At 51.5% G+C, this 26,338-nt stretch carries 18 protein-coding genes and 1 riboswitch; of the genes, 14 read left to right on the forward strand and 4 right to left on the reverse strand.

Annotated features, from left to right (window positions below; all coding sequences use genetic code 11):
- Positions 1–17: 17 nt before the first annotated feature.
- The 5 genes from C2I18_RS22060 to C2I18_RS22080 all read left to right on the forward strand — a co-directional run bounded on the left by C2I18_RS22060 (position 18) and on the right by C2I18_RS22080 (position 4,325).
- Entirely contained in the window at positions 18–977 is a 960-nt protein-coding gene (locus tag C2I18_RS22060; protein ID WP_342760313.1) for a carbohydrate ABC transporter permease, read from the forward strand.
- Positions 978–1,874 (forward strand): carbohydrate ABC transporter permease, encoded by an 897-nt coding sequence (locus tag C2I18_RS22065; protein WP_249897875.1) that lies wholly within the window; start codon positions 978–980, stop codon positions 1,872–1,874.
- 168 nt (positions 1,875–2,042) lie between these two features.
- Entirely contained in the window at positions 2,043–2,714 is a 672-nt protein-coding gene (locus tag C2I18_RS22070; protein ID WP_249897876.1) for a protein kinase family protein, read from the forward strand.
- Complete coding sequence (locus C2I18_RS22075) at positions 2,711–2,986, forward strand: hypothetical protein (protein WP_249897877.1); 276 nt, start codon at positions 2,711–2,713, stop codon at positions 2,984–2,986. The genes C2I18_RS22070 and C2I18_RS22075 overlap by 4 nt, the downstream gene beginning before the upstream one ends.
- Before the next feature lie 25 nt (positions 2,987–3,011).
- Positions 3,012–4,325: an amidase gene (locus tag C2I18_RS22080; RefSeq protein ID WP_249897878.1), complete on the forward strand. Its 1,314-nt coding sequence runs from the start codon at positions 3,012–3,014 to the stop codon at positions 4,323–4,325.
- A 396-nt stretch (positions 4,326–4,721) separates the two neighbouring features.
- Here the strand turns inward: C2I18_RS22080 and C2I18_RS22085 are convergent, their stop codons facing one another.
- Together C2I18_RS22085 and C2I18_RS22090 are read right to left on the reverse strand one after the other, a co-directional pair.
- On the reverse strand, positions 4,722–7,541 hold the full coding sequence (locus tag C2I18_RS22085; RefSeq protein ID WP_249897880.1) for an S-layer homology domain-containing protein: 2,820 nt from the start codon (positions 7,539–7,541) through the stop codon (positions 4,722–4,724).
- A 127-nt stretch (positions 7,542–7,668) separates the two neighbouring features.
- Positions 7,669–7,805: riboswitch (adenosylcobalamin (AdoCbl) riboswitch) on the reverse strand.
- A 557-nt stretch (positions 7,806–8,362) separates the two neighbouring features.
- Complete coding sequence (locus C2I18_RS22090; RefSeq protein ID WP_249897881.1) at positions 8,363–9,616, reverse strand: S8 family peptidase; 1,254 nt, start codon at positions 9,614–9,616, stop codon at positions 8,363–8,365.
- 170 nt (positions 9,617–9,786) lie between these two features.
- Between C2I18_RS22090 and C2I18_RS22095 the strand changes: the two genes are divergently transcribed.
- The 5 genes from C2I18_RS22095 (at position 9,787) to C2I18_RS22115 (ending at position 15,970) form a co-directional block, all read left to right on the forward strand.
- Complete coding sequence (locus C2I18_RS22095) at positions 9,787–10,179, forward strand: hypothetical protein (protein ID WP_249897883.1); 393 nt, start codon at positions 9,787–9,789, stop codon at positions 10,177–10,179.
- Positions 10,180–10,515: 336 nt separating this feature from the next.
- Positions 10,516–11,934, forward strand: a complete 1,419-nt coding sequence (locus C2I18_RS22100; protein WP_249897885.1) for a flavin-containing monooxygenase — start codon at positions 10,516–10,518, stop codon at positions 11,932–11,934.
- 123 nt (positions 11,935–12,057) lie between these two features.
- On the forward strand, positions 12,058–13,896 hold the full coding sequence (locus C2I18_RS22105; RefSeq protein WP_249897887.1) for a UbiD family decarboxylase: 1,839 nt from the start codon (positions 12,058–12,060) through the stop codon (positions 13,894–13,896).
- 18 nt (positions 13,897–13,914) lie between these two features.
- A complete protein-coding gene (flgB, locus tag C2I18_RS22110; RefSeq protein ID WP_249897888.1) occupies positions 13,915–14,325 on the forward strand; it encodes a flagellar basal body rod protein FlgB in 411 nt (136 codons plus the stop codon).
- Positions 14,326–14,602: 277 nt separating this feature from the next.
- Positions 14,603–15,970 (forward strand): tetratricopeptide repeat protein, encoded by a 1,368-nt coding sequence (locus tag C2I18_RS22115; protein ID WP_249897889.1) that lies wholly within the window; start codon positions 14,603–14,605, stop codon positions 15,968–15,970.
- Between the two features lie 79 nt (positions 15,971–16,049).
- On the opposite strand, the gene C2I18_RS22120 is transcribed toward C2I18_RS22115, so the two are convergent.
- Entirely contained in the window at positions 16,050–17,216 is a 1,167-nt protein-coding gene (locus C2I18_RS22120; protein WP_249897890.1) for a copper amine oxidase N-terminal domain-containing protein, read from the reverse strand.
- A gap of 257 nt (positions 17,217–17,473) precedes the next feature.
- Between C2I18_RS22120 and C2I18_RS22125 the strand changes: the two genes are divergently transcribed.
- From C2I18_RS22125 to C2I18_RS22135, 3 genes are all read left to right on the forward strand, one after another.
- The gene (locus C2I18_RS22125; protein WP_249897891.1) at positions 17,474–18,436 is read left to right on the forward strand and encodes a carbohydrate ABC transporter permease; all 963 of its coding nucleotides are present in this window, start codon (positions 17,474–17,476) and stop codon (positions 18,434–18,436) included.
- A complete protein-coding gene (locus C2I18_RS22130) occupies positions 18,433–19,257 on the forward strand; it encodes a carbohydrate ABC transporter permease (RefSeq protein ID WP_249897892.1) in 825 nt (274 codons plus the stop codon). Before C2I18_RS22125 ends, C2I18_RS22130 begins: the two co-directional genes overlap by 4 nt.
- 178 nt (positions 19,258–19,435) lie before the next feature.
- Positions 19,436–20,803 carry an ABC transporter substrate-binding protein gene (locus C2I18_RS22135; protein WP_481857953.1) on the forward strand — a complete coding sequence of 456 codons (1,368 nt, stop codon included), beginning with the start codon at positions 19,436–19,438 and terminating at the stop codon, positions 20,801–20,803.
- A 65-nt stretch (positions 20,804–20,868) separates the two neighbouring features.
- On the opposite strand, the gene C2I18_RS22140 is transcribed toward C2I18_RS22135, so the two are convergent.
- Positions 20,869–22,035: a glycosyltransferase family 4 protein gene (locus tag C2I18_RS22140; RefSeq protein ID WP_249897894.1), complete on the reverse strand. Its 1,167-nt coding sequence runs from the start codon at positions 22,033–22,035 to the stop codon at positions 20,869–20,871.
- Positions 22,036–22,242: 207 nt separating this feature from the next.
- Here C2I18_RS22140 and C2I18_RS22145 point away from each other — a divergent pair, with 207 nt between their 5' ends.
- Positions 22,243–26,337 carry a choice-of-anchor I family protein gene (locus tag C2I18_RS22145; RefSeq protein WP_249897895.1) on the forward strand — a complete coding sequence of 1,365 codons (4,095 nt, stop codon included), beginning with the start codon at positions 22,243–22,245 and terminating at the stop codon, positions 26,335–26,337.
- Position 26,338 lies beyond the last annotated feature (1 nt).

Below are 26,338 nucleotides of genomic sequence, written 5' to 3' on the forward strand. Positions count from 1 at the left end.
GGGGATAGATGGTGAGGATGAACATGAATCAACCGCAAGCTGGTGCCCAGCATCCTCTCAAGGCTTCCAAACCGCGAAGAGGCAAGCTGGCAAGAAGTGAGGACCGGGCAGGTTACATATTTATTCTTCCGTGGCTGATCGGCTTTTTCGGGATTACGCTGCTGCCCCTGCTCTTTTCGTTATACGGCAGCTTTACAAATTATGATATTACGTCCCAAATGGATTTCATCGGCCTGGCCAACTATGAACGAATGTTCAGCAGTGATCCGCTGTTCTGGAAATCGCTCTCGAATACGATTTATTATGTGCTCTGGATGGTTCCTTTGACAACGATCGGTTCCGTGCTGCTGGCACTGCTCTTGAATGAACGGGTGGCCGGCATGCGGATGTTCCGTACTATATTTTATCTTCCGTCAGTATTGTCGGGGGTAGGCGTGTATTTCCTCTGGATGCAGCTGCTGAACCCGTCTACAGGACTTGTTAATACACTGCTTTCCTGGGTGGGTATTGCAGGTCCGGCCTGGCTGACGGATCCGTTCTGGACCAAACCTGCCGTTATTTTCATGAAAATGTGGGCGGTAGGAGGCGGGATGCTGCTGTATCTGGCCAGCCTGCAGAGCGTGCCTCCCCAATTATATGAAGCAGCACGTCTGGACGGCGCGTCCGCACTCCGCCGGTTCCGCCATATTACGCTTCCGATGATTTCGCCGGTCATCTTTTATGATGTGGTAACCAGCCTGATCGGCGGCTTTCAGGTCTTCCAGGAAGGCTATGTCATGACTGAATCCGGAGGGGGAGGGCCGATGCATTCCCTGCTCTTTTATAATCTGCATATGTGGCATAAGGCTTTCACCGTGTTTGATATGGGCTATGCCATGGCTATGGCCTGGGTTCTGTTCGTGGTTGTGATGATCCTGACCGCTCTGAATCTGAAGCTGTCCAAACGCTGGGTTCATTATGAAGGGGGGGACTCCTAGATGGGACAGGCATACTCCTACTCCAAAGGGGAGGCTGAACTGGTTCAACCTTCCTTACACAAGCCGGGCAGACGTCTGCCGCTGCGCAAGGTGCTGATCTTTACTTTTTTATGTGCCGGAAGCGTGCTGTTTCTCCTGCCCCTGTGGTGGATGATTTCGACTTCGCTCAAATCCATGCAGGAAATTGCCCAGTATCCGCCGACGTTCATTCCGGAGCAGTTTCACTGGAGTAATTATCTGGAGACCTGGACGGCGGCTCCGTTTACCCGCTATACCATGAACACGCTGCTGCTGACCTTTTTTGCGGTAACAGGCAATGTGATTGTAAATGCGTTCGTGGCGTACGGCTTTGCCAAAATCCGCTTCCGCGGCAAAAAGCTCTGGTTCTCCGTCCTGCTGTCCACCATTATGATTCCGGGCTTTGTGACGCTGATTCCGCAGTACGTGCTGTTCTCCAAGCTGGGGTTAGTGGGAACCTACTACCCGATTATTATTCCGCAGTTTCTGGGCAGTGCCTTCTATATCTTCATGCTGCGCCAGTTCTATCTGACCATTCCTACAGAGCTGAGCGAAGCGGCAAGAATTGACGGGGCGGGACACTTCCAGATCTGGTACCGGATCATTCTGCCGTTATCCAAGCCGGGGCTTGCAGCCATTGCCATTTTCGCTTTTAACGGGGCATGGAATGACTTCCTGGGACCGCTGCTCTATGTAAATGATGAATCATTGTATACCCTGCAGATCGGACTCCAGTCTTTCCGCGGAGCCATGCAGACCCAGTGGAACTACCTGATGGCAGGGTCGGTAATCGTACTGGTGCCGATGATTCTGCTGTTCTTCCTGTTCCAGCGGTATTTCATTGAAGGGATGAATCTTACGGCGGGGACTAAGGGGTAACACATTCATTGTTACGCTTTAGAGACCAAGTCTTGAAACGGAAACTCTGCTTTAATTATGCCGCTGGACACTACCAAGTGTTCCAGTGGCTTTTTATGTTGAATAGATAATGGTATATTGTGGAAGTGAAATGCTGCTTTTGGAATTCAATCAGTTAGGGGGAATACTGTGCAGACTAAACGGCACACTGTCATTGAGCCTGAAGATTTATATGCCTTTGTAAAGGAGGAGATTGGACAATTCCGTGTGCTCTCCGATCTCCGGCCAGGCAGCTCAAGAACAGGGGTATGGAAGCTTCAGTCCGGCATCAATCAGCAATTCTATTACCTTAAGACTTACAGCAGAAAGCAAAGATGGCAGCCGGAAGTGTATGCTTACAATCATTGGGTCCATATTCTGCAGCCGTATGTTCCCCGGCTTATCGGGATCTCTGAGGGTGAGAGCTGGCAGGGAATTCTGATGACGGAAATCGGCGGTACGATTATGAGAGAAACGAGTCTTACACATGCTGCATCATATATCGCTTACAGTAAAGCCGGGGAATTGACGAGGCTCCTACATGACACATATACCGGTGACTGGTTTGGACGTCCGGATTTGAATGGAAATCCGGTTGAAGTGTATCGTCATACCGACCCTGTTACATACATCCGCAGCACATTGTCTGAGATAATCTTTAAATGTCGGGAGAAGCAATTACTGCTGCCTAATGAACTGGAACAGGCGGAGTGGGCGCTGCGAATACTGGTGTTTTTGAAGGCTGCAGGCCCGTACCCATCAACTGGGATTCAACACCCGGTAACTGGCTGGTCAATCATAACGGGGAGTTTTCCGGAATGATTGATTTTGAGAATATGCTGTGGGGTGTAGACGTTGATCATTTTTCAATATTATTTGAGCGGTATTTTATCAATGACAAGTCCGCCTTGAATGCTTTTTTTACCGGTTATGGGGCAGACATTCTTGTGGAAAAAAACATTCAGATCAAAATTTGCTGTATTAAGCTGGCACTTGGCGATATCCTTTGGGGCAGTGAGTATAATATTCCGCGGGTCACCGCGTATGGCCGGGATTTATTAAAGTCAGATGAAATGATGAATGCGATATGGTGAAATCTAATTAGCAGGAGATGACCTAATGCAGCTTGCCCGCTCTTCGTTAACAGCTATGCTAAGCGAGAATAATGAACCGGAAACTTCGTTGAATCAATCTATGGAGCTGTTCATGCAAAGGTTTGAAAAGCTGGAGCCCCATGTCAGGGCCTTTGTTCCGGAAGATAAGCCGGAACAGCGTATGACACAGGAGGCTGAGAGGTTGCTTACTTATGCCGGCAGTCGGGACAGCTTGCCGCCACTGTGGGGAATCCCCGTCGGGATTAAGGATCTGATTCATGTGGAAGGGCTGCCAACCAGGGCCGGATCGAGGATGCCGGCTGAGACGCTGACCGGTAAGGAAGGCTTCCTGATTAGACGTCTGCGTGCTGCGGGAGCATGGATTGCCGGAAAGACGGTTACAGAGGAATTTGCTTATCAGGGTCCGATAGCTACATTGAACCCCCATAACCCCGCGCATACGCCGGGAGGTTCGAGCGCGGGCTCTGCTGCGGCAGTGGCTGCAGGAATATGCCCTTTGGCTGTGGGAACCCAGTCCTTGCGTTCCGTGATGGCTCCGGCTTCCTTTTGCGGAGTGGCCGGATTTAAACCAAGCTATGGAAGGGTACCGCTGGATGGTGTTCTTTTACTGTCACCTTCTTTTGATACAGTAGGATTCTTTACCCAGGAACTTGAGAGTATGGAGGCTGCTGTTAAAGTGCTGGTGCCTGATTGGGTCCCGCGCCGGGCAGAACACAAGCCTGTGCTCGGTATCCCTCGGGGGGTGTACATGCAGCTAATGAGTGATGAGGTTAGAGAGGTCTTTAAGGGACAAATTGAGGGACTTATGCGTATGGGCTACCAGGTGAAGCATGTAGACATGCCTTGGGAGGACGACTTTATTTACGGGGATGCCATGCTGCGGTTAGTTGAAGGAGAACTGGCGCGTGGACATGCAGACTGGTTTGGAAGTTATGAAGAGTACTATGGTGCCGGAGTAAAGGACGCTATTCTTAGAGGGGCTAAAATTCAGGAGGAAGAACTGGCCGGATACCGCGGGATGCAGCTTGAGCTGCGGCAGGCTCTGGCGGCGCTCATGGATCGGGAAGGAATTGACCTGTGGGTGTCACCGGCACAGGGCATGACAGCTCCCCGGTTGGAAGAGCACAGTACAGGCCGGTCAGGCATGACTGCAATCTGGGGATTCGCAGGCTGCCCCGCGATTAGCCTTCCGTCTGCTGAAATTAACGGGCTGCCGTTAGGATTCCAATGCATCGGGCAATATGGGACGGACGAATGGCTGCTGGCCTGGGCACGTGAAGTTTCGCAGGATTTATCGTATTCAAATGAGTCCCGTTGATTATCCGTTTTTACGGAAAATGGTTTGGGCGAGCGTTAAAGATCAAGCTAAGTGGAATTTCTCCATCTAATCTTTCGGAAAGCAACGGGATTACAATGCTTGTTGGAAAAACTCCACTTAAAACTACTGGATGAGTCTTTGAAGGCATTTATCTGCCCTAATAGCTGGAGAAATTCCAACTAAAGCTTATAAATGATGAAAAAGGACAATATTAGGTGGTGAAATTCCAATTAAGCCATGTAGCATTCCCGCTGAGACAGACTTTGCCACACCGTACACAGTTCCCGAGGGGAGTTTTAAATCAGTATTTGATACACCATTGTGGTTAATCGATATGCCTATATTAAAATAGACAAAAAAAGGAGAGGGAAGAACCCTCTCCTTCACATTACCCGGTTACTTGGCAAGATAATTATCATAGAGCCTGATCATTATTGTAGCGGCCATTTCTCTGGTAACCTTGTCTGCCGGGTTAAAGGAGCTGTCAGAGCCGACGATGAATCCGTTGCTGCTCACGGCCTCAATCGCCGTGAACGAATACCGGTCTGAAGAGATGTCAGAGAAGGTCAACGGATTGGAGCCTTTGGTGATATTAAAGGCTTTTTGTACAATAACTGCTGCCTGCTCTCTTGTGACAGGGTCGCCAGGGCGGAACGATCCATCCTGGAACCCGTTAATGATTCCCTGCTCTTTAGCTTTAGCGATATAAGGATAAGCCCAGTTCGTGGAGCTAACATCCTTAATTACAGCTGTGCCTGCAGTCTGCTCACCATATAGAAGTCTGACAAGAACGGTGGTGAATTCCGCACGTGTAATAGGCGCTTTAGGCTCAAAGGAGAACGAACCGTCAGCTTTTTTCTTACCGGTCATGATCCCCAGCTCCTGCGCCTTTTTCACGCTATCTGCAGCGAAGGAAGAGATTGCCGCAGCATCCGTGAAGGTGACTTGGGAGACTGGTGCAGCTGGTGCAGCTGTTGCGGCTGGCTGCTCAGCAGGCTTAGGCGTCGGGCCTGGCGCTGCCGTAGCAACTGTACCGGTTGGACTGGTAACTGCCGGAGCAGGAGTTGGTTTGGCCAAATTAGCATCTCCGACATATTTCCAGGACAGTGTGTCACCTGAATGCAATATCGCTACGTCTGCACTGTAATCAGGCATTACACCATTTACATAGTAGGTCCAGCCGGACAGCGGTCCGTAATCAAACTCTTCCAATTCATAGATCGCTTGGACATACAATCCCTGGCCGGAGCCAGTGGCTTTTACATTGCTGCTGCCTGCAAGGGCCAACAATGCCTGATACGCAGTAGCCCCGTCCTTAATACTTACTGTACCGGACTTTGGTAAGCCTGCATAAGGCACATCCGATGTAATGGTGACAGGAACATTAATTGTGGCAGCTGCCGGCGGTGGTTCTGCCGGTGATACTGTTGGTGGTACAACTACCGGAGGCGTTCCAGGCTGCGGATCTGTAGGTGTTCCAGGCTGCGGATCCGTAGGCGTTCCAGGTTCCGGATCCGTAGGCGTTCCAGGCTGCGGATCCGTAGGCGTTCCAGGCTGCGGATCTGTAGGTGTTCCAGGCTGCGGATCTGTAGGTGTTCCAGGCTGCGGATCTGTAGGTGTTCCAGGTTCCGGGTCCGTAGGCGTTCCAGGTTCCTCTACCACCGGAGTAGGTTTAAGGTTGTAATAAATGCTGAAATCTGAACCGTTAAGGAACCTTTTGTAGCTGTTGAGTGCAGCCATTACATCACGCTGTGCCATCACATTACTTTTGGCATCGGCCTTCCTCCACTTGTACAAGCCGTCTGCTGCTTTATAAGTGTAGAGGTCATTCAGCATGTTCTTGTCACCCTGCTTGTAATCCTCACCTGCAGGGTCAATCTCATTTGCAGCGAGACCAAGAATCAGCTGGCCCAGACTGTTGCTGTTCGTAATCTGCTTGCCTTTCCAATACGCTGCCGTCTCATCAATAGCAGCCTTTACCTGAGGGTTAGTGTCATAGTAAGGGGCAAGACCCGCCATGATAATCCCGGACATATCCGGGTCAGGTGTGGAGCCGAAGAATGACCAGCCGCCGCCTTTTATTTTAAGGGAAAGAAGCTTGTCCACCAGGAATTCTCTGGTTACCTTGCTTCCTTCAGGGATCTCATATCTTCCGGAGTCCAGGGCAAGCAGCATGTATACGACGTCGTTGGAGACCGTAAGCCGTGCAGGATCAAAGTTGACAGCCTTATCCAGAAGGTTAATGCCGCCGATATCCTTTATATTAACATCTGCTGCAGTCAAGCCTATGATGACTTTGGCGATATCTGTGCCTTTCTTATAGACTCCTGCCGCATCAATGACCTGCTTGGTGTAAGCGGCGATATAGTCCGGGTCAGGTGCAAGACCTGTAAGATTGGAGGCTACAGAAGCCCAATCATCATAGACTTGCTGTGAGTATCCCGCAACGGCCTGCGTAATTTCAGCGTCCAGGTCGAACTCCAGCCCTTTATTAAAAGGCGGAGTGACGGCATAGTTTTTGTTAATAACACCGACTGCTCTGAGATCAAAACCGGCAGATCCTCCGGAAGGATCAGGATCATAGATTGGCCGGCCGTAACTGTCCTTGTTGGTACCGTCGCCCTTAATGTCGATAATCTTAACGTATTTGATATCATTCAGCTTAACGAGTCCGGCGGCAACTTCCTCTTTGTCTTTGAGCGCTGCCAGATCAAACCCGGTTCCGAAACCGCCGAGTGCCTTGCCGGCCAGTCCGTTATACTGGGAAGGATCTACTCCTTCATAAGAGCCGACTTTGGTATTCCTCAAGGCAGAGGAGTCAAACTGTACCCAATCTGTTCCGTTGGAAGACACCTGTACATAAGCCAATTCCAGAAAACCAAGTGTGTTATCGGGCCCTGTAGCAAAGCCGTTTTCAAAGACCGCAAAGTCTTGTCCGGGCCCGTCCCCGATTCCCTCAAACTCCATTGTAATTTCGCCGTTGTCTCCTAATACTACCAAAGAAGAAGAGTAAGGTCCGACAGCATTCTCCGGTGTTCTGTAAGATTCTAATACATTTCCTTCAGCCGTATTAGGTTTGTAATCGCGGTACCCCGTAGCCCATGATACAATTGAGTTTACCTCTACATTCGTGTTCGTGAAGACAACCGGTTCTTTAGCTGCGTCAGCCTGTAAGTTGCCCAGCCCTGCTGAACCTAACAGTAAGGCTGATGCCAACCCGGATACAAGAACCTTTTTAAAGCTTTTCCCCATTTCTCTCTTCCCTTTCTGACCCTAGAATAGTGAGAAAGCCTCTCCCATGAATGGAAGAGGCGTGGTTAAAGAGACTCAAATAAGAGTTTCTGATAACCGCCCTTTACCTCGAAGGGCTCAGTTATACACAATAAGCACCGACCTGACTTAGGATGACTCCCTTACAGTGGCGTGGACCGTGCTGGACTCTCACCAGCTTCCGTAACTTATTGTGTTAACTATGAAATTCATTTATTTTCCTTCACCATAGGATACGTAAGTTCAGCCGCTGCGTCAATACGCTTGTTATAGGCAAAAAATATGACAGTCCGCAGAAGGAATATAACAATGTGTGGCGAAGCGTCCGAAGATTACCGGTTCACCGGTTATAAAAAAATCCTGTCGTACGTTTCCTGAATCCTCACTTGCTGCAGGTGCTTGTCCGTCACATTGTAAGTAAAGAGCGCGGAAGTGTCATCTTTAAAAAACTGTTTATACCAGTAAAGGGAGCTCCCCCTCTGAAAAATTCCGTAATAACCGCAAGAAGGCGGACACTGGTCCAGAATGAAAGACTCATCTATTGAAATGTTATTTTTCACTTTACAAATAAAAGCCTCCAGCGGAATAAGGGCGATACTTTGCAGCGCTGTGCCTTGGGGCATGTCTTCCTTGCTGTGGTCCCAAATGTTCTTTTTCCATGTTATGAACAGCTCCTTAAGCTATCATCGTCAGTAATAGATTATAAAGAAAACAGTAGAAGAAGGGGCTGCCCAAGCAGCCATTTTATGGCTTATGGGGGAGCCCCTTTAGCATTTTCGCAGAAATCTGACATTAATTTCGCCGCTTCCTGCCGTATTGGGCTTGAGGCCGAGACGGAAGGCATTCTTCTTTAGTGCAGCTTTGACCTGGCGCGGGGACATGCCAGGGAAACGCTGCAGCAGCTGCGCGGCTGCGCCGGAGACAATCGGGGCAGAGATGCTGGTCCCGGAGAGCCTGTAGTAGAACTTGCCGATACTCTCCTGGGGGGACTGGCGGGCCAGCAGTGAACCCGGCGCGCGCAGCGAGATCACTGATTCGCCCGGAGCAACGATGTCGGGTTTCACCTTGCCGCCCGGAGCAGGACCGCGGCTGGAATAGAACGTAATGACATCGTCCTTTTGCGTTAGGGTCCGCCTGTCATTAACTGCACCTACGGTTATCGCTGAGGGACTGATTCCCGGTGATTCAACCGTCTTTGGTCCGGGTCCGCTGTTGCCCGCGGCGATGACGACAGTGAGTCCGGCCTGGACGGCTTTTTCAACAGCCTGGCAGAGCGGATCGTCTTTGCAGGATGTGTTCACTGGACCGCCGAAGGACATCGACAGGATACGCAGCCTGAGGCGCTTGCGCTCTGCAATGCACCATTCGATCCCTTTGATAATGGTAGAATCATAGCCGTCGCCGTTCTGGTCCAATACTTTAACACCGACAATACCGGCTTCCGGTGCAGGCCCCCTGTATTTGCCTTTGCTGGCCCATCCGTTGCCTGCAGCATCCCCGGCGATATGGGTTCCGTGACCATTGTCGTCATAGGGCTTTTTTCTATGATTGATGAAATCCTTGAAGGCAAAGATCCGGTTAACTGGTTTGGTCAGATCCGGATGACAGTAAATTCCGGTATCAATGATGGCGATGTTGATTCCTTTTCCGGTAAGTCCTTTGGTGGTCTGGAGAGCCGCTGCCCCGATAGAAGGAGTCGCTATGTTTAAAGAGGAATGTTTTACCGTATCCAGATAGACTTTATGAATCTCGTTACAGCTGCAGATCCGTTCCAGGCATTTCAAAGAAACTCTTGAGGATAGGGCATTGATCAAGGAAAGACGGTGTTTGACAGGGAAGGAATGAACGCCAAGATGTTTCTGCAGATTCCGGATCCGGGACGGGGTAACGGGAGACTTGAATTGAACGATAACCGGCACTGAAGCTGACTTTGCACCTGTAGCAGGTGTATTCCTGACTTTATGCTGTAACGGCTGATTCATTTTGGCGGCATGCTGCCGCACCCACAGCTTTTCACGCATTGATGAGTGATCACCTCTCCACTGTGCATCCTATGCAGGAATAGGCTCAGGGGATACATCTCTATGAAACTGTGACACCGCCACATTTTATATAGAATAGGCAATAGGAAGATTCGGCCGGCTCTTAAATTGCATTTACTACTGTATCTTAAAAGAAAGTGGTGAAGCAAATGAGAGAAGTTGACAAGAAGAAAGCATTACTGGCAAAAAAAGCGCTGATGGTTAAAAAGATGAATGCGGCTAAGGCTGCCGCCAAGAAAAAACCGCTGGCTAAAAAACCGGCTGCCAGAAGACGCAGAGTCAGACAAACCTTCAATAACCTCGTTGTACTGGCAACAAACTTCAATGGTGTGCCAAAGGAAACTACAGATTTCACAGCCACCCTGACCAGAGGTTCAGACACATTTACAGCGTTCTTTGATGATACCGGTGTGGCTGTATTCAACCAGGTCTCTACGTTGACTGATGTGTCCTACGTTCTGAGAATCAGAAACGACAACAACGTCCAGGTCTTCCAAGGCACCGTTCCGCCTAACCGCGAGTTTTTTGTCGCCCGCTTCTAAGACTATTAATGAGATAAAAGAGAAGCAGCATGGCCTGATTATTGGGTCATGCTGTTTTGGTGTTGCTGTGGCAACTCAGTTGTACGGAGAGGTGATTCTCATTTGAATGTGAAGTAAACTGACCTTGATTCAACTTTCCGAAGAAGAAATCACAAAAATTAGTGATGATGTACAATCCAAACGACATATTTTAGCTATAGTGACAATAAACCTGACGCCATTATTCAAATGAGGCAGCAGGCAGGATATAATATGGCCACTGGTAAGGTGAGAACTGCGGCGGAACAGCTTGTTACCCGGATCTCCTAAAGATGCCACTGAAAGGTCTGAGGAATCATGAGCCTGGAAACTTTAAATGAACAAGTGAGGATGGACCTTTCCTGTCTCGCCTTTGGCGGTGCGGACTGGGTACGGCCTCTGGAACATCCCGAAGGGCATGTCTATGATGCCGTAATTGTGGGCGGCGGACAGAGCGGCCTGGGGGCGGCGTTCGGGCTTCTGCGGGAGCGGATATCCAACATTCTGGTGATTGATGAGAACAGCGAAGGCATGGAGGGGCCGTGGGAGACTTATGCCCGGATGGTTACACTGCGGACTCCGAAGCATTTGACCTCCATAGATCTTGGGATTCCTTCGCTCACTTTCCGCTCCTGGTGGGTAGCGCAGCATGGGCCGCAGGGATGGGCTTCAATCGATAAAATCCCGCGCGGCGAGTGGATGAACTACCTGCGCTGGTATCGCCGGGTGCTGGAGCTTCCGGTTATCAACGAGGTCAAGCTGAAGCTGATTGAACCTAATGAGGACGGGATTTACAGGCTGCATATTGCCGGGGCCGGCGCGCCATCCGGGCAGCTGCTTGCCCGCAAGGTAGTGCTGGCCACCGGTATTCAGGGCGGAGGGGAATGGCATGTGCCGCCGATGATATCTGAGCAGCTGCCGGAACGGCTGTATGCCCATACTTCCCAGCCGATTGATTTCAAGGCGCTCCGCGGCAAAAAAATAGCAATCCTCGGGGGCGGGGCCTCCGCCTTTGATAATGCCAGCTTCGCCCTGTCTGAAGGTGCGGCAGAAGCTCATGTATTCGTCCGGCGCGAGCAGCTGCCCAGTGTCAATCCGATCCGCCAGATGGAGGTCTCCGGCATGATCGAACGGTTCCATACCCTTGCGGATGAAGATAAATATGCGGTGATCTCCCATTTCTTCAAATATAACCAGCCGCCGACAAACGATACCTTCACCCGTGCAGCAGCCTGGCCCGGCTTCCGGCTTCATCTTGGCTCCCCGTGGCTGCATGTGGCGGATGCCGGCAGCGGCGCTGTCGTGACTACGCCCAAAGGAAAGTACAGCTTTGATTTTCTTATCATCAGTACAGGGCTGCTTAGCGATCCGGGGCTTCGCCCGGAACTGAGGCTGGTGGAGAGCCATATTGCCCGCTGGGCCGACCGCTATCAGGCGCCTGCGGAAAAGCTGAATCCGCTGCTGGATGCCCATCCCTATCTCAGTCCGGGGTTTGCGCTGCAAAGCCGTGACAGGGAAGGGGCTAAGCTTCTGCATGGCCTGTTTGTCTTCAATTACTCCGCACTCGCCAGCTGCGGCCTGTCCGCCTCGGCCATCTCCGGAATGAAGAATGCCATACCAAGGCTTGCCTCGGGAGTAGCAGACCAGCTGTTCAGTGATGACCGTGAGATCATACTGCAATCTTTTTTCAATTATAATGATGCCGAGTTTACCGGCGCCTGGCCGCTGGAAGTGTAAAGTATCACTAGTTTTAATACGCAGGCCCTCTTGGTAATCCAAGGGGGCTTTTGGTTGACCTCGGGTCCGCCCATCACCCATAATAAAGAGGTTCATATTTCTTCTGCAGATTGGAGTAAGATCATGGCATACCGCAATATGGAAGAATGCATTATCGATTTGGAGAAACACGGACATCTGGTCCGTATTCATGAGGAAGTAGATCCGCATCTGGAGATGGCCGCGATTCACCTGAAGGTATATGAAGCAGGCGGGCCGGCATTATTATTTGAAAATGTCAAAGGTTCGAAGTACCGCGCGGTATCTAACCTGTTCGGAACCATAGAGCGCAGCAAATTTATATTCCGTGATACATGGCAATCCTCCCAGGATGTAATCGCCCTGCGGAGCAATCCGATGAAGGCGCTTAAGCAGCCGTTCAAATACGTCGGTACAGGCCTTGCGGCCAGAAGAGCCCTGCCGCTCAAGAAAACGGGCGGCCTGCCTGCGGGATTCGAGGAAATTCAAATTTCCGATCTGCCGCAGATCAAGCACTGGCAGGGAGACGGCGGCGCTTTTGTCACCCTGCCGCAGGTGTATTCGGAAGACCCGGACAAGCCGGGGATCATGAATTCCAATCTGGGCATGTACCGGATCCAGCTTAGCGGGAATGACTATGAAATGAACAAGGAAGTCGGTGTCCATTACCAGATTCACCGCGGGATCGGCATTCATCAGTCACATGCCAATAAACGGGGCGAACCGCTTAAAGTCAGCTGCTTCATCGGCGGACCTCCGGCACATACGCTGTCGGCCGTCATGCCGCTGCCGGAAGGGCTCAGCGAAATGACCTTTGCCGGCCTGCTCGCCGGCCGCCATTTCCGCTACAGCTATGTCGACGGCTATTGTGTCAGTGCGGATGCCGATTTTGTCATTACCGGTGAGATCCATCCCGGTGATACGAAGCCCGAAGGCCCTTTTGGCGACCATCTGGGTTATTACAGTCTTGTCCATCCGTTCCCGGTCATGAAGGTGCACAAGGTGTACGCCAAGAAAGGGGCCATCTATCCGTTTACTGTAGTTGGGCGGCCGCCCCAGGAAGATACATCCTTCGGTGAGCTGATTCATGAATTGACCGGAGGGGCAATCAAACAGGAGGTGCCGGGGGTCAAGGAAGTGCATGCTGTGGATGCTGCAGGTGTGCATCCCCTGCTGTTCGCCATCGGCAGCGAACGCTATACCCCTTACCAGAAGCTGAAGCAGCCGGCTGAGCTCCTGACCATCGCGAACCGGATTCTCGGCACAGGGCAGCTGAGCCTGGCCAAGTATCTGTTCATCACGGCTGAAGAGGACCGGAAGATCAGTACACATGATATTGAGGATTTTCTGACCTATATCCTGGAGCGGATCAATCTGCACCGGGACATTCATTTCCAGACCAACACCACAATTGATACACTGGATTATTCCGGAACGGGAATTAATAGCGGAAGCAAGGTGGTATTCGCTGCAGTGGGAGAGCCCAAGCGGAGCCTGTGCACCGCAGTGCCGCAAATTCTGAGCCGTGAGCTGGAAGGATTCGGCCAGGGCAAAATGATTATGCCGGGGGTTGTCGCGCTGCAGGGCCCTGCATTTACGGATTATGCAGCAGCTGAACAGGAAATAGGCCGGCTCGGCGCTGCCATCGGAGCAGCGGGTCCGCTGGATTCCTGCCCATTGATTATCCTGTGTGATGACAGCGGGTTTATGAGCGGGACGCTCAGTAACTTTTTATGGGCAACCTTTACGCGAAGCAATCCTTCCCATGATATCCATGGGGTGAACAGCCGTATTGATCACAAGCACTGGGCATGCGATAATGTAATTATCGATGCCCGCGTGAAGCCGCACCAGGCTCCGCCGCTTATTGCAGATCCGCAGGTGGAGGAGAATATCAGACGTTTCTTTGAAGAAGGGGCCGTTCTGGGCGGCCTGGGGAAATAGATGTGAAGGAGGTTAACTATGATTGAGAGCAGCACTTCCAAGCGTAACGAAGCCCTCTTGAACATACTGAATGTCAAACATAGTGCCATTGCCGAGAATATTGCGAATGCAGATACCCCCAACTATAAATCGAAATCCGTAGAGTTCAAGGAAGAGCTGAGACGGGCTATCGAGGGTGATACAGCAGGGGAATTAGAGATCAAGCGTACTCATGAAAAGCACATGCAGATCCAAGATCCCGGCGCTTCTATCATTCCGTACAGAATATTGGTTAACAGTGATACGGCCATGAACAATAACGGGAATAATGTGGATATGGATATGGAGATGGCGAACCTTGCGGAAAACCAGCTTATGTATAACTACATGGCTGACCGGGTGAGCGGACATTACACCAAAATCAGAAATATGCTGCAGGGCTTGTCCTAACCGGGCTGCTGCTGACCTCATCGTTATCATTGACTTTTACCGTAATCTGCGGCAGGTGCATCCGGCACCTGCTGTATTTTTTTGCCCGGATCACTGGCGGACGGATATCCCGGAAAAATAGGAATCTATTATACACGATGATGCCAAAACTTTAAAATACAGATTTCAATTGACCAGTGGTAATGGTATGGTTATATTTGTAATATAGTATAAAATTCTCTTGACTATCGTTCTGTTGCTACTATTGCTTCGAGTTGATTCTAAAGGAGTGGTTCACTTGAATGCTACAACCACGATCCGCAGTGAATTGGATGACCTCATGAAACAGAAAGGCTGGAACATGAGCAGTGTAGGCAGAAGCAGCGGACTGAACGTTGGATCGATAAGCTCCATTCTGAAGGGAAACAAGGTAATGAGTATAGATCAGGTAGACCGGCTAACGGCGGTGCTGTCCATGCCTGAAGGCTATTATTATGAGCATTACATTCAGGAGAGCATGGTGGAAGCCACTCCGAACTGGCGCAGAATCAGTCCTTTTCTGTACCGCTGTGCTGAAATCGGGAGACTCGATTGTATCCGGAGAGCAGTTGCATTGCTGCTTGAGGAATTATCCTATGCGGCAGTGCTGTATGAGCTGGCCAATGATTTTTTTACCAAAAAAATGAATGCTGCAGCTGCGATACTGTATGAGAATATAGCCGAATGTGAAATCCGCCAGCATTCCGAACGGCTCGCCTTCTGCCAGTACCGGCTGTTTACCCTCGCCCTGGGTAAGGATCATATCCACAACTTCAAAGCCGCCTGCCAGTTTGAACCCTTTATCGACCGGTTGAATGAATTCGACCAGCTTGATGCACTGAAGGATTTAGCGAATATTTACCGTTCATTGCACAGGTGGGATAAGGTGGAGGAGCTTGCCTGCCGGATGGAAACCAGCGCCAAGCTTCAATATTTTACAGATTCACATGATTCCTCAAGTAAAGATGCCCCTCATAGAACCAATAGCCCCCTCTTTGTATATATAGCTTATTCCTACCTGCTGCTTGCCAATGTGTGTGATGCCAGAAGAAACTATCAGCAGGCTCTGGAATATACCTGCCACTGCTCCGATCTCAGCTGGGTTAAAGAAACCGATCCCGAAACATTATACTGGATTACAGTATACCGCCGATGGGCGCAAGCCGGCACCTATATGACCAGGCTGATGAGCGGCGATCAAAGCGTCCTCCCGGATTATATTGAATTCATTGAAAGCCGGCAGGAAGTGGAGATTTATGACATGCTGTTGAATATTATTGAGGCAGCCAACCGCTTTCAGATGGATGTGGATGATATACTGCAGAAATTTGAACCCGAGCTTCTTTTGCTGAAGCAGGAGCAGAATCCGGAATATTCAGCACAGCTGTGGTATCAGCTGTCCAAGTATTACCTGGGCAGAGGCCGGCATTTGGCTGGTTTGGAGTATTTGCTGGAGTGCATGGTTCAAGCCAGCTCGATAAATAAGAGCAGCATGATAGTCAAGTGTGTAGGCCTATTCGAAAGCTTTAAGGAGTATGCGCTGCCAGACACATTGATCCAGTATCAGACCATTATTAAGAGGGTGTGGGAACACAATGAACAGGATAACTCAACAATTGAATGTTAAGCAGCAATAAAAAGCTGTCTTCCCTGGCGCGGGAGGACAGCTTTTTTGCATGATGCATGGATATTCAGGAGCCTGGGCACTACTCTGCGGCAGGCAGTGTATAGATGAATTTCTTCTCGTTGTTCTCGGGACCGATGTGACCGGCCGTAATGGTGAGCTCATTCCCGTTTCGTCCCGAAAACCTGAAGTTATCGCCCGGAAACATGGAATCGCGCTGCAGCAGCAGCCACTGCCGTTCCTCCCCGTTAAGTAATTTCTCATACAAAACAGTCTGCGTGCCGGAGGTGCGGTCTACCAAGGTTAAGGATGCAGTGTCCAACGGGCGGATGATGGCGATATCCCGGTAAAAGGCTTCTACATTGTACTTCTGGTCCGCTTCCCCGTGCATTAACTTCGTCAAGTCGACCGTTTCGACTACCGCACCTGTACTGTCTTCGATCAACCGCACTGTCTTCCCGTCGTTCAAGAGCAGCCTGCCTTCGGACCACAGAGCGGGTTCGGCAAAGGTAGAATAAATATCAGTGCTGCTCTGGCGGAGGAGTGCCCCGTTGTTAAGAATAAAAGTGAAATATTCCAGGAAACGATGCGGTTCGCCGTAAGAATTGACGACACGAAGTACCCTCAGACCGCCCGGAGTGTCTTCGAATTTAAAATGAACGCTGTCCAGGCCGCTGCCCAGATTAGCCAGCTTGGTCTTTGGTGATCCTTGGCCGGCGGAAACATACAGATCACCGGTATCTATTGACAAAGTGTAGAGGCTGCCTTTGTAGCTCTCCGAATAACCGCGGTACATATGCAGACCGTTAGCCATAAGGCTGCGGGTCTTGGGGTCCCAGCGGAGCGTACCGCCTTCAAGTGCCTTGACCAGAAACTTGGCGGGAATAAACAGCTCGTCCTCCTCCAGAAAAGGTGTTCCGCCAAGGTTGACCGTTACCTTATCCAGGATTCCGGTGGGGCTGCCGAGCCGTACGGCAAAGCTTTTGTTCCAGCCGCTGAAGGAGGCGCGCCTCCCGGCGGAATCCCATTTCATTTCTATCCCGAGACCATTCACAATGTTTGCAGGCAGATAGGAGACTCCGTTTTTAATCCGGGCAGTGCCTGTTGTGCTGCCGGTTATTGTGCTGTTGTTGCTGTAGGTCAGATGAAATTTCACTTCTTCCGCGGCTTTGGCCGATGCGGGATGTGGCGTGGTTCCCAAGAACAGCGGAAATCCGAGGATAGAGAGCAGCAGCAGCTTTTTTAACATCTGCATAACCTTCCTTTCAGGAATAAAATTATAAACCTTCATCTAACAGAGACTGACTATGAGTTTAGACGGGAATTTACAGAAAATGTTCCGATGCTATGTAAACCATTTCATGCGAATATGTTTCTTTTTTAACAAAATTTATACAAATTTAACTTATTGTTGCCTTATTAGTGACGTTGCGCTGACATTCACACCTTACACTGGCAGAGGTAGTTAGAAGACAAGTTGAATTTTGATCCCGGGAGGCCTGCGCTATGAGTGAGCTTGATCCTTCAATATCTATGCCGGTAAAAGATAAGCCTGCAGCGGCAGCCGTCCGCTTCCGCACAGCATCATTAAGCAAGCTTACCGTACAGGAGAATGTGCTTGCTTATGTTTTTCTGGCACCTTCGTTGCTGCTGTTCGGGGTATTTCTGTTTTACCCGCTGCTGAAATCCGTTTATCTGAGTCTGCACAGCACAGATCCGGCCGGCAGAATCGCTGCCTACGTTGGTTTTGATAATTTTGCTGATTTGTTTGCCTCAGGACAGTTTCTGGACGGTATCCGGGTCACGGCATTATTTGCACTCCTGACGGTGCCGGCGGGAATGCTGCTCGCACTGGTGCTGGCGGCGCTTACCCACAACCGTCTGCACGGTAAAAGACTGTTCCAGTTTGCATTTTCCCTGCCTCTGGTATTGTCCGTCGGCTCAGCGGCAGTGATCTGGAAATTCCTCTTCCATCCTACGCTGGGGATGCTGAATTACCTGCTTGAGCTGGCCGGATTTGCTCCGGTAGCGTGGCTGGTCAATCCGGATACAGCACTGTTATCCGTATCCTTAATGACGGTGTGGATGAATCTCGGGTTCAACTTTATTATCCTGTCCAGCGGTATGCAGGGACTGCCTGAAGAAGTATATGAGAGCGCCAAAATAGACGGAGCGGGAGCGATAACCGTTTTTCGCAGAATCACCCTGCCCCTGTTGTCTCCGACCTTGTTTTTTGTTCTGGTGGTTTCAGTGATTAGCGCTTTTCAGGCCTTCGGACAGATTAATATCCTTACCTCAGGCGGCCCGATGGACAGCACGAATGTTTTTGTCTATTCCATCTACCGCGAGGCCTTTGTCAATTTCCGCTTCGGGACGGGCAGTGCACAGGCGCTTATGCTGTTCCTGGTCATTATGCTGCTCACCTTAATCCAGTTCAAATGGGTGGAAAGGAAAGTACATTACCAATGAAAAAGCCAAAAGCAGCACAAGGACTGCTCTTCCTTGCACTTAGCGCCGCAGCGGTGATGGTGCTTTATCCCGTAGTGTACAGCTTTTTTATGGCGGTGATGAGTCCGGAGGAAGCCAGTGCATATCCGCCGTCTGTCATTCCGCAGAGCTTTCGTCCCGAGAATTTCCGCGAGGTGTTCGAGATTATTCCGATCGCCACTTTCATCGGCAACACCTTTCTGGTATCGGCGATGGTAATGGCCGGCCAGCTGGTAACCGCGAGTCTGGCTGCATATGCCTTTGCCCAGATGAATTTTAAAGGAAAGGGAATCATGTTCAGCCTGTTTGTCGCTACGATGATGGTACCCTGGGAAGTGACGATGATCCCCAACTATTTAACGGTCCGCAGCCTGGGGTGGCTCGACAGTTATCAAGGGCTGACCGTTCCTTTTCTGGCTACGGCATTCGGCACGTTCCTGCTGCGCCAGTTCTTTATGCAGCTCCCCAAAGAGCTGTTCGAGGCTGCGAAGATCGACGGATGCGGGCATATCCGTTACTTCCTGTTCCATATGCTGCCGCTCTCCAGACCGGCGCTGGGCACCCTGGCCGTTTACTCCTTTTTGAATATGTACAATTCATACCTCTGGCCGCTGCTGATTACGAACAGCAAACCGATGCGTACGGTGCAGATCGGCATTTCCATGCTTGAGTTTCAGGAATCCACCTCGTGGAACCTTGTATTCGCCGGGATTTCACTCGCGATCCTCCCTTCACTGCTGCTGCTGGTATTCGGGCTGAAGCAGCTTGTCCGGGGCATGTCGGCTGGAGCGTTAAAAGGCTGAGCGACGGAACCGGGAGCGTAGTATGCAGTATGCGCAAAATCAAGTCAGCTGCTTACCGCAGATGATGAATACGTATATATGCGTTATGCGATTCAAGCCAAAATTAAAGGGGAAAAAGGAGAGAGTATTCATGAAAAAAGCACGCTTTCAAAAAAGAATGGTTGTAACGCTCGCCGGTATGCTGCTGGTACTTTCAGGCTGCGGCAACGGCAACGGCAACAATAACAACAATTCAAATGCAGGTGGAAACAACAATCAGACTGAGAACAGTGCTGCAGCCAATGCGGAAGGTACAGTCAGTGCCGCCGCTGCCGGGCCTGTCAAAATCACCTGGTGGCATTCCATGTCCGGCGCCGGAGAAAAGGCGATCAATGGTATTGTTTCAGCGTTCAATGAGAGCCAGGAAAATATTGAAGTTGAAGCCGTATATCAGGGGAAATATGATGAAAGCTTGAATAAGCTTAAAGCCTCTATCGGCTCGGACAGCGGGCCGGACCTGATCCAGGTGTATGAGATCGGCAGCAAGTTCATGATCGACTCCAAGCTGATTACCCCGGTACAGCAGTTTATAGACGAGGACAATTATGATTTGTCCGGGCTGGAGCCGAATATTATCCGGTATTACACCATTGACGATAAATTGAATGCTATGCCTTTTAATACGTCTAATCCCATTCTCTACTATAATAAGGATGCCTTCAAGGCAGCGGGACTGGACCCGGAGAAACCGCCTGCAACGTTCGAGGAATTTGAGGCAGCGGCAGCCGCACTCAGCAAGGATGGTAAGGCGGGTGCGACGATTGCGATCTACGGCTGGTTTATGGAGCAGTTATTCGCCAATCAAAATGCTGATTATGTAAATAACGGCAACGGGAGGGAATCCGCTGCTACGGAATCTCTGCTTGCTTCCGAAGCCGGGGTGAAAACGCTGGAATGGTGGAAAAAGATGGTTGATGACGGTGTGGTTGCCAATTTGGGACGGGATACCGATGATACGGATGCTGCCTTTGCTGCCGGCCAGGTGGCTATGACGCTGAATTCTACGGCATCGCTGCGGAACATGGTTGAGGCCGCCGGCGGCAAATTTGAAGTCGGGACAGGCTTTCTGCCCAAACCGGAAGCGGCGAAGGAAGGCGGAGTCATCGTCGGCGGTGCCAGTCTCTACATCATGAATAACAAGCCGGAAGCCCAGCAAAAAGCGGCATGGGAATTCATTAAATATGTAGCTTCACCGGAAGTTCAGGCGGACTGGAGTGTGAACACAGGCTACTTCCCGATTCATCAGGGAGCTTACGACCAGCAGGTGCTTAAGGATAATATGGTGAAATATCCGCAATTCCAGACCGCAGTGGACCAGCTTCACGCTTCGAGTGCATCGGCGGCTACATCGGGTGCGGTAATGGGAGTATTCCCGGAAGCGCGTCAGATCGTGGAAGGTGCGATTGAAGAAGCGCTGAACGGGCAAAAGCAGCCCAAGCAGGCCCTTGAAGATGCTGCCAAGCAAATTACCGGGAAGATCGGGCAGTATAATGACACTGTAAAATAGGATTCGGACGAATCAATAGCAGCAGGAGAGCCGGGCGGATGCCCGGCTTTTTATGTCAGATATAGTCAGGCACTGAATATTCCCGGAATTTCCGCATGGCCTTTACTGCGCCTGCTCTCAATTACATTCTCATAATTCCTGATGAGCCCGTCGAAAATCTGCTCCCAGGAGCGGCACAGCGCCTGCTTGCGTCCTTCCGCACCCATCGCTGCGCGCAGACCGGGGTGCAGGACGGCAGCGCATATCTCCTGCACTAGCGTCCCGGGCTGATGCGCTGCAAATACCGTGCCGGTCACGCCGGGTACGATGAGGTCTCTGCTACCTCCTGCATCGGCAGCGATCACCGGCAGGCCGGAAGCCATCGCTTCCAGAACAACATTGCCGAAGGTCTCTGTAGCGGATGGAAAGACAAACATATCCGCCGAAGCATACAGCTCCGCCAGTTCTTCCCCGTATTTGCTGCCGGCAAAGGTAACGTTATCCGGCGCCTGCTCCTGCAGCTCCGGCAGCAGCGGGCCGTCCCCCACAACGAGCAGATGAACAGCAGCCGCGATCGACTCCGGCAGCTGGCGCATGGCCAGCAGAAGGGTGGTTATATCCTTTTCCGGGGCGATTCTGCCGACATACAGCAGCAGCAAAGGGGCAGAAACACAGTAGCGTTCCCGGACAGTACTACTGCGCTTGTCAGGTGTATACAGGCTGCAGTCAACCCCTCTGGACCATGTCCGCAGCCGGTTGAAGCCTTGATTCTGCAGGTAGTCCACGGTTTCCTGGGACGGGGCGAGGATAGCATCACAGGTGCGGTGGAACCATTTCATGTATTTCCAGTAGAGCGGAACGATTCTGCGCATCCGGTAATATTCGAGGTAACGGTCAAAATGAGTGTGATAGGAGGCAACGTGGGGGAGGTTCTGTTTCCGGGCATAACGGAGCCCGCAGAGACCGAGGTTAAACGGGGTGGCCATATGCAGCAGATCGGGATGGAAGGCTTTCAGTTCATTGTGGATCGATGACATGCTGGGCAGAGCCAGCCGGCACTCGGGATACAGAAAAAACGGAATGCTGGCAACCGTCCGGACCGGATCGGCGTATCCTTCTTCGGGAGCGGATTTTGGCGTAAACAGCAAATGTTCTATGCCCCTGCGGTTGAGGTAGCCTGTAAGCCTGTGGAGCGTACGGGCCACACCGTTGGTTTGGGGAAGATAAGTGTCTGTGAACAAGGCTAAACGCATGAATAACCCCTCCCAGTAACTCTTGTTATCATGATCATAACAGGCGACTATTCGATGAAGGTTAAGGTGAAGTTAAGTTCGCGGCAGGCTTCAGCGGAGCGTTTTATCACCGGTTTTACATTCTCTTTAAGCAAATCTGCATATCCGCAAATACTTGTCCTCTATAGTGATGAAAAATAATCTATAGAGCACTGGAGTGACTATCCCTTGAATTCAACTGGCAAAACGATCCTCTCACTTCTCCTCGCCGCAGAGCTTGCGGCCGGTACGGCATTAGCGGCAGGTCCCTTGGCGGCAGCGGCCGCAGCTATCCCCGGCACCCCGTACAACGCCAGCGGCATTTATGATGTAACCGTTCCCCACATTATTATCAACCAGGTCTATGGCGGCGGAGATGCCGGAACTACAGAAGGTTATTTCTCCAAAGGTTTTATTGAACTCTATAATCCTACGGATTCGGATGTGAATTTGAACGGCTGGTCGGTGCAGTACTCCGATCCCCATATGAACGGCACATGGAGCAAGCTGGAGCTGGCCGGTGTCATCAAGGCCCGTTCCTCCTATCTGATCACAGATGATAAAAATAATCCCGTCCATCAAAGCGATATCAGCAGCAAGGGCGATCAGCAGTGGAAAGATCTTCTTTTTTATAACAAAGGGATGAAAGTGGTGCTGCTCAGCAGTACAGATCTGCTGGAAACAGCGAACCCCTTCCTGGCCAAAACCCCGGCTTATGTAGATATGATCGGCACAGCGGGAAATGACAACGGGTCTGCAATTGACGGCTATGAGAGTGAATATCCGACAGGCAAAAGCGGCGGTACCTCCAAGCAAAAGTCAGTGCGCCGTGCGGATTATGCCGATACGGATAACAATAAGAGGGATTTGGCCCAGATTTCGTTCGCTGACCTTGATGCATCGGCAATGAATCTGATGCGGCCGCACAGCAGCAGCGACGGAGCATGGGGTGTAACGGCCCCTGCACTCGGTATCGCCAATACTTCGCTTCCGGATGCGGCTGCAGGTTCTCCTTATACGGTGTCCCTCTCCGTTTACGGCGGTACAGCACCGTATTCTTTCGCTGCGGCAGGTCTGCCTGACGGCCTGAATATCGACGCAGTATCCGGTACAATCAGCGGTACCCCGCTTGAAGCCGGTACTTCATCCGTAACGCTCACCGTTTACGACAGTGCAGCACCTTCAGTTAAAGCCGAAGCGCTTCTCCCGCTGACTGTCCAACAGACAGTTGAAGATGTGATCAGCATTACAAAGATCGGCGGGTACTCGGTCGGTACAACCAGCGAGGACGGCGGTGTAGCGGAGATTGTCAAGTATAACCGGGACAACGGGAAATTCTATCTCGTTAACGGTGCTACACAACCTGCGTCGGTGGATATCGTTAATCTTAAGGATGGTGTCCATCCTGAAAAAGAAGCAAGCATCAATGTGGAACAGCTGGCGGAGACCGGAGGTTTCGTCTATGGCGACCTGACGAGTGTGGATATCAATACCGCCGCCAAGCGGATTGCTGTAGCCGTACAGGAAGCGGATGCAATGAAGAACGGCAAAGTGCTTGTCCTCGATTATGACGGCAAGCATCTGGAAACTTATGAAGCCGGGGTCCAGCCGGACATGATCAAATATACGGAAGACGGCCGTTATATTCTTACTGCTGATGAAGCGGAGCCCCGCACACTGGAAGGTGACCCTGAGGGCAGCGTAACGATAATTGATACAGTCACCAAGGAAGTACAGCTGGTTAAATTCGATAACCCGGCGCTTGTTGATGATCTTGTGCACATCCGCGGTGCAGTAGATCCCGAGAGTAAGCTGATTACCGGAAAAGGCGGAAAGGAAGAGGCCGTACGCGACCTGGAGCCGGAGTTCATTGAGCTGTCAGATGATCAGACAACAGCATATGTAAGCCTTCAGGAGAACAACGCCATAGCGGCCATCGATATTGCCTCCCGCAAGCTGCTCTGGGTCAAAGGCCTTGGAGTCAAGGATCTGAGCTTGCCAGGGAACGGGCTTGATCTGCTCAGCGACAAAATGATCAATCTGGAAAATGTACCCTTCTACGGTGTCTACATGCCGGACGGCATCAGCCAATATACGGTGAACGGCAAAACCTATCTGTTTACGGCAAACGAAGGAGATGCCACAGAATGGGACAGCAAGGAAAATGCGACGAAGATCGGTAAAATAAAATCTTCATTGAATCCGGAGTCTGAGGCCGCGAAGTTCCTGAACGGAAATACGAAGTATGACGGGGTAGAGGTCATGTCGGATATGGGCCATGACGGAGTCTATCTGTACGGGGGCCGTTCCTTCTCGATCTGGGAGGCGGACACCATGAAGCAGGTCTACGACAGCGGCAGTGATTTTGAGAAAATTACCGCAGAGCGTCTTCCCGCCTATTTCAATGCCAGCAACAGCAATACAACCCTGGACAGCCGCAGTCCCAAAAAAGGACCGGAGCCTGAATACGTCAAGGTAGGCAAGGTAGGCAAAAACGCGCTGGCATTCGTCGGACTGGAGCGGATCGGCGGTCTGATGACTTACGATGTGACCCATCCGGAAGAGCCGCAGTTTGTAAATTATATCAATACCCGCATATTCACGCCAAAAGATAATCTGGAGACCGATACAGGACCGGAAGGCATTGAATTCATCCCGGCTGCTGACAGCCCGACCGGACTGCCGCTGGTGCTGGTTGCCAACGAAGTCGGAGGAACGGTTGCTGTTTATCAGCTGAATGTAACAAAGGTCAGCCTCGACCAGTCTTCGCTGTCTTTGAAAGCAGGAGGAGCAGGTGCAGCGCTGAAAGCAGGGGTTGAATATGGTAAGGGGGCGGCGCAAGGGCTTAACTGGAGCTCCTCCAATTCTGCTGTAGCCTCAGTGGATCAGAACGGTACCGTGACTCCGCATGCAGCCGGTTCGGTAGTAGTGTCTGTATACAGTGCGGACGGCTATGGTCTGGCTGAATCACAGGTGACTGTTGCGGCCGCAGATCCGGTTATTTCCCAGCCAGGGACAGGAAGTAACCCTTCCGGCGGAACTGGAACAGGGACCGGAACATCAACGCCAGTAACGGCAGCGCCTGAAGCAGCGGTGAGTATTGAAGCCGGTAAAGCAGTCATTGCCGTTACATCAGCTGCAGATGCTTCCGGCAACGTAAGCTTCGCTGTTACCGCAGAACAGGTTGCGGCAGCACTTGAGGCGCTGAATCCTTCGGCGGCCAAAGAGCTGGTATTCCGTATCCCGGCTGATGGCGCAGAAGGTGATATTACCCTGAAGGTTCCGGCAGCGGCCTGGGCCGGTATCGCCGGCAGCACACTTGAGACAGTGACTTTGACCGGCGGGAAAGGCACCATTTCCTTCGACCGCGCGGCGGTCTCGGCCATTCAGAGCTCAGCGGGCGGTGAAGAAATCAGTCTGAGCATTGCTGCAGCAAGTCCCGGCAGTAGTCCGGCTGCGGACAGCCTGGTTGGCAGCCGTCCGGCAGTAAGACTCACAGTTCAGGCGGGCACCCGGAACATTTCCAGCTTCGGCAGCGGAACTGCGGCAGTCAGCATTCCGTATACATTGGCTTCCGGTGAAGACAGCAATGCGGTAGCGGCTTATAACGTAACCGCAGAGGGCGGATTGGTTGTCCTGCCCGGCAGCAGCTACAATACAGCAACGGGTCAGCTGTCATTCCGTACCGGACACTTCTCCATTTACGCCGTAGGCTACAACAAGCCAGCCTTCACGGATACTGCAAACAGTTACGCCAAGGATTCCATCACATATCTTGCGGCACGCGGCGTGATTACCGGCATCTCGGCAGAGCAGTTTGGCCTGAAAAGCAGGCTCAGCCGCGCTGATGCGGCCCTGCTGCTGGCCCGGCTGGCCGGGGCTGAGCTGAACACCCCGGCATCCGGCAGCTTCACGGATGTGAAGCCGGCAGACTACTTCGCATCGGCTGTGACATGGGCGAGCACGAACAAAATCGTCAATGGCACCGGAGACGGCAAGTTTGAGCCTAAAGCGGCTGTCACACGCGAGCAGCTGGCAGTGATGATTATCCGGTTGGCGGAGGCAATGAACTGGAACCTGCCGGCAACCGGAGCTTCTGCAGCATTCGCTGATCAGCAGTCCATCAGCGCTTATGCGCTGGAAGCGGCAGAGGCTGCGGTGCAGGCAGGCATCCTGTCCGGCCAGGCCGCTGCTGGCGGCAGCGTGAACTTTGCGCCGCAGGCTTCGGCTACGCGGGAGGAAACGGCGCATATGCTGGCCAAGCTGCTCCAAGCGGTGCAGTAAT

Origin of the sequence: Paenibacillus sp. PK3_47 (assembly GCF_023520895.1) — a bacterium.
GTDB lineage: Bacteria > Bacillota > Bacilli > Paenibacillales > Paenibacillaceae > Paenibacillus_AQ.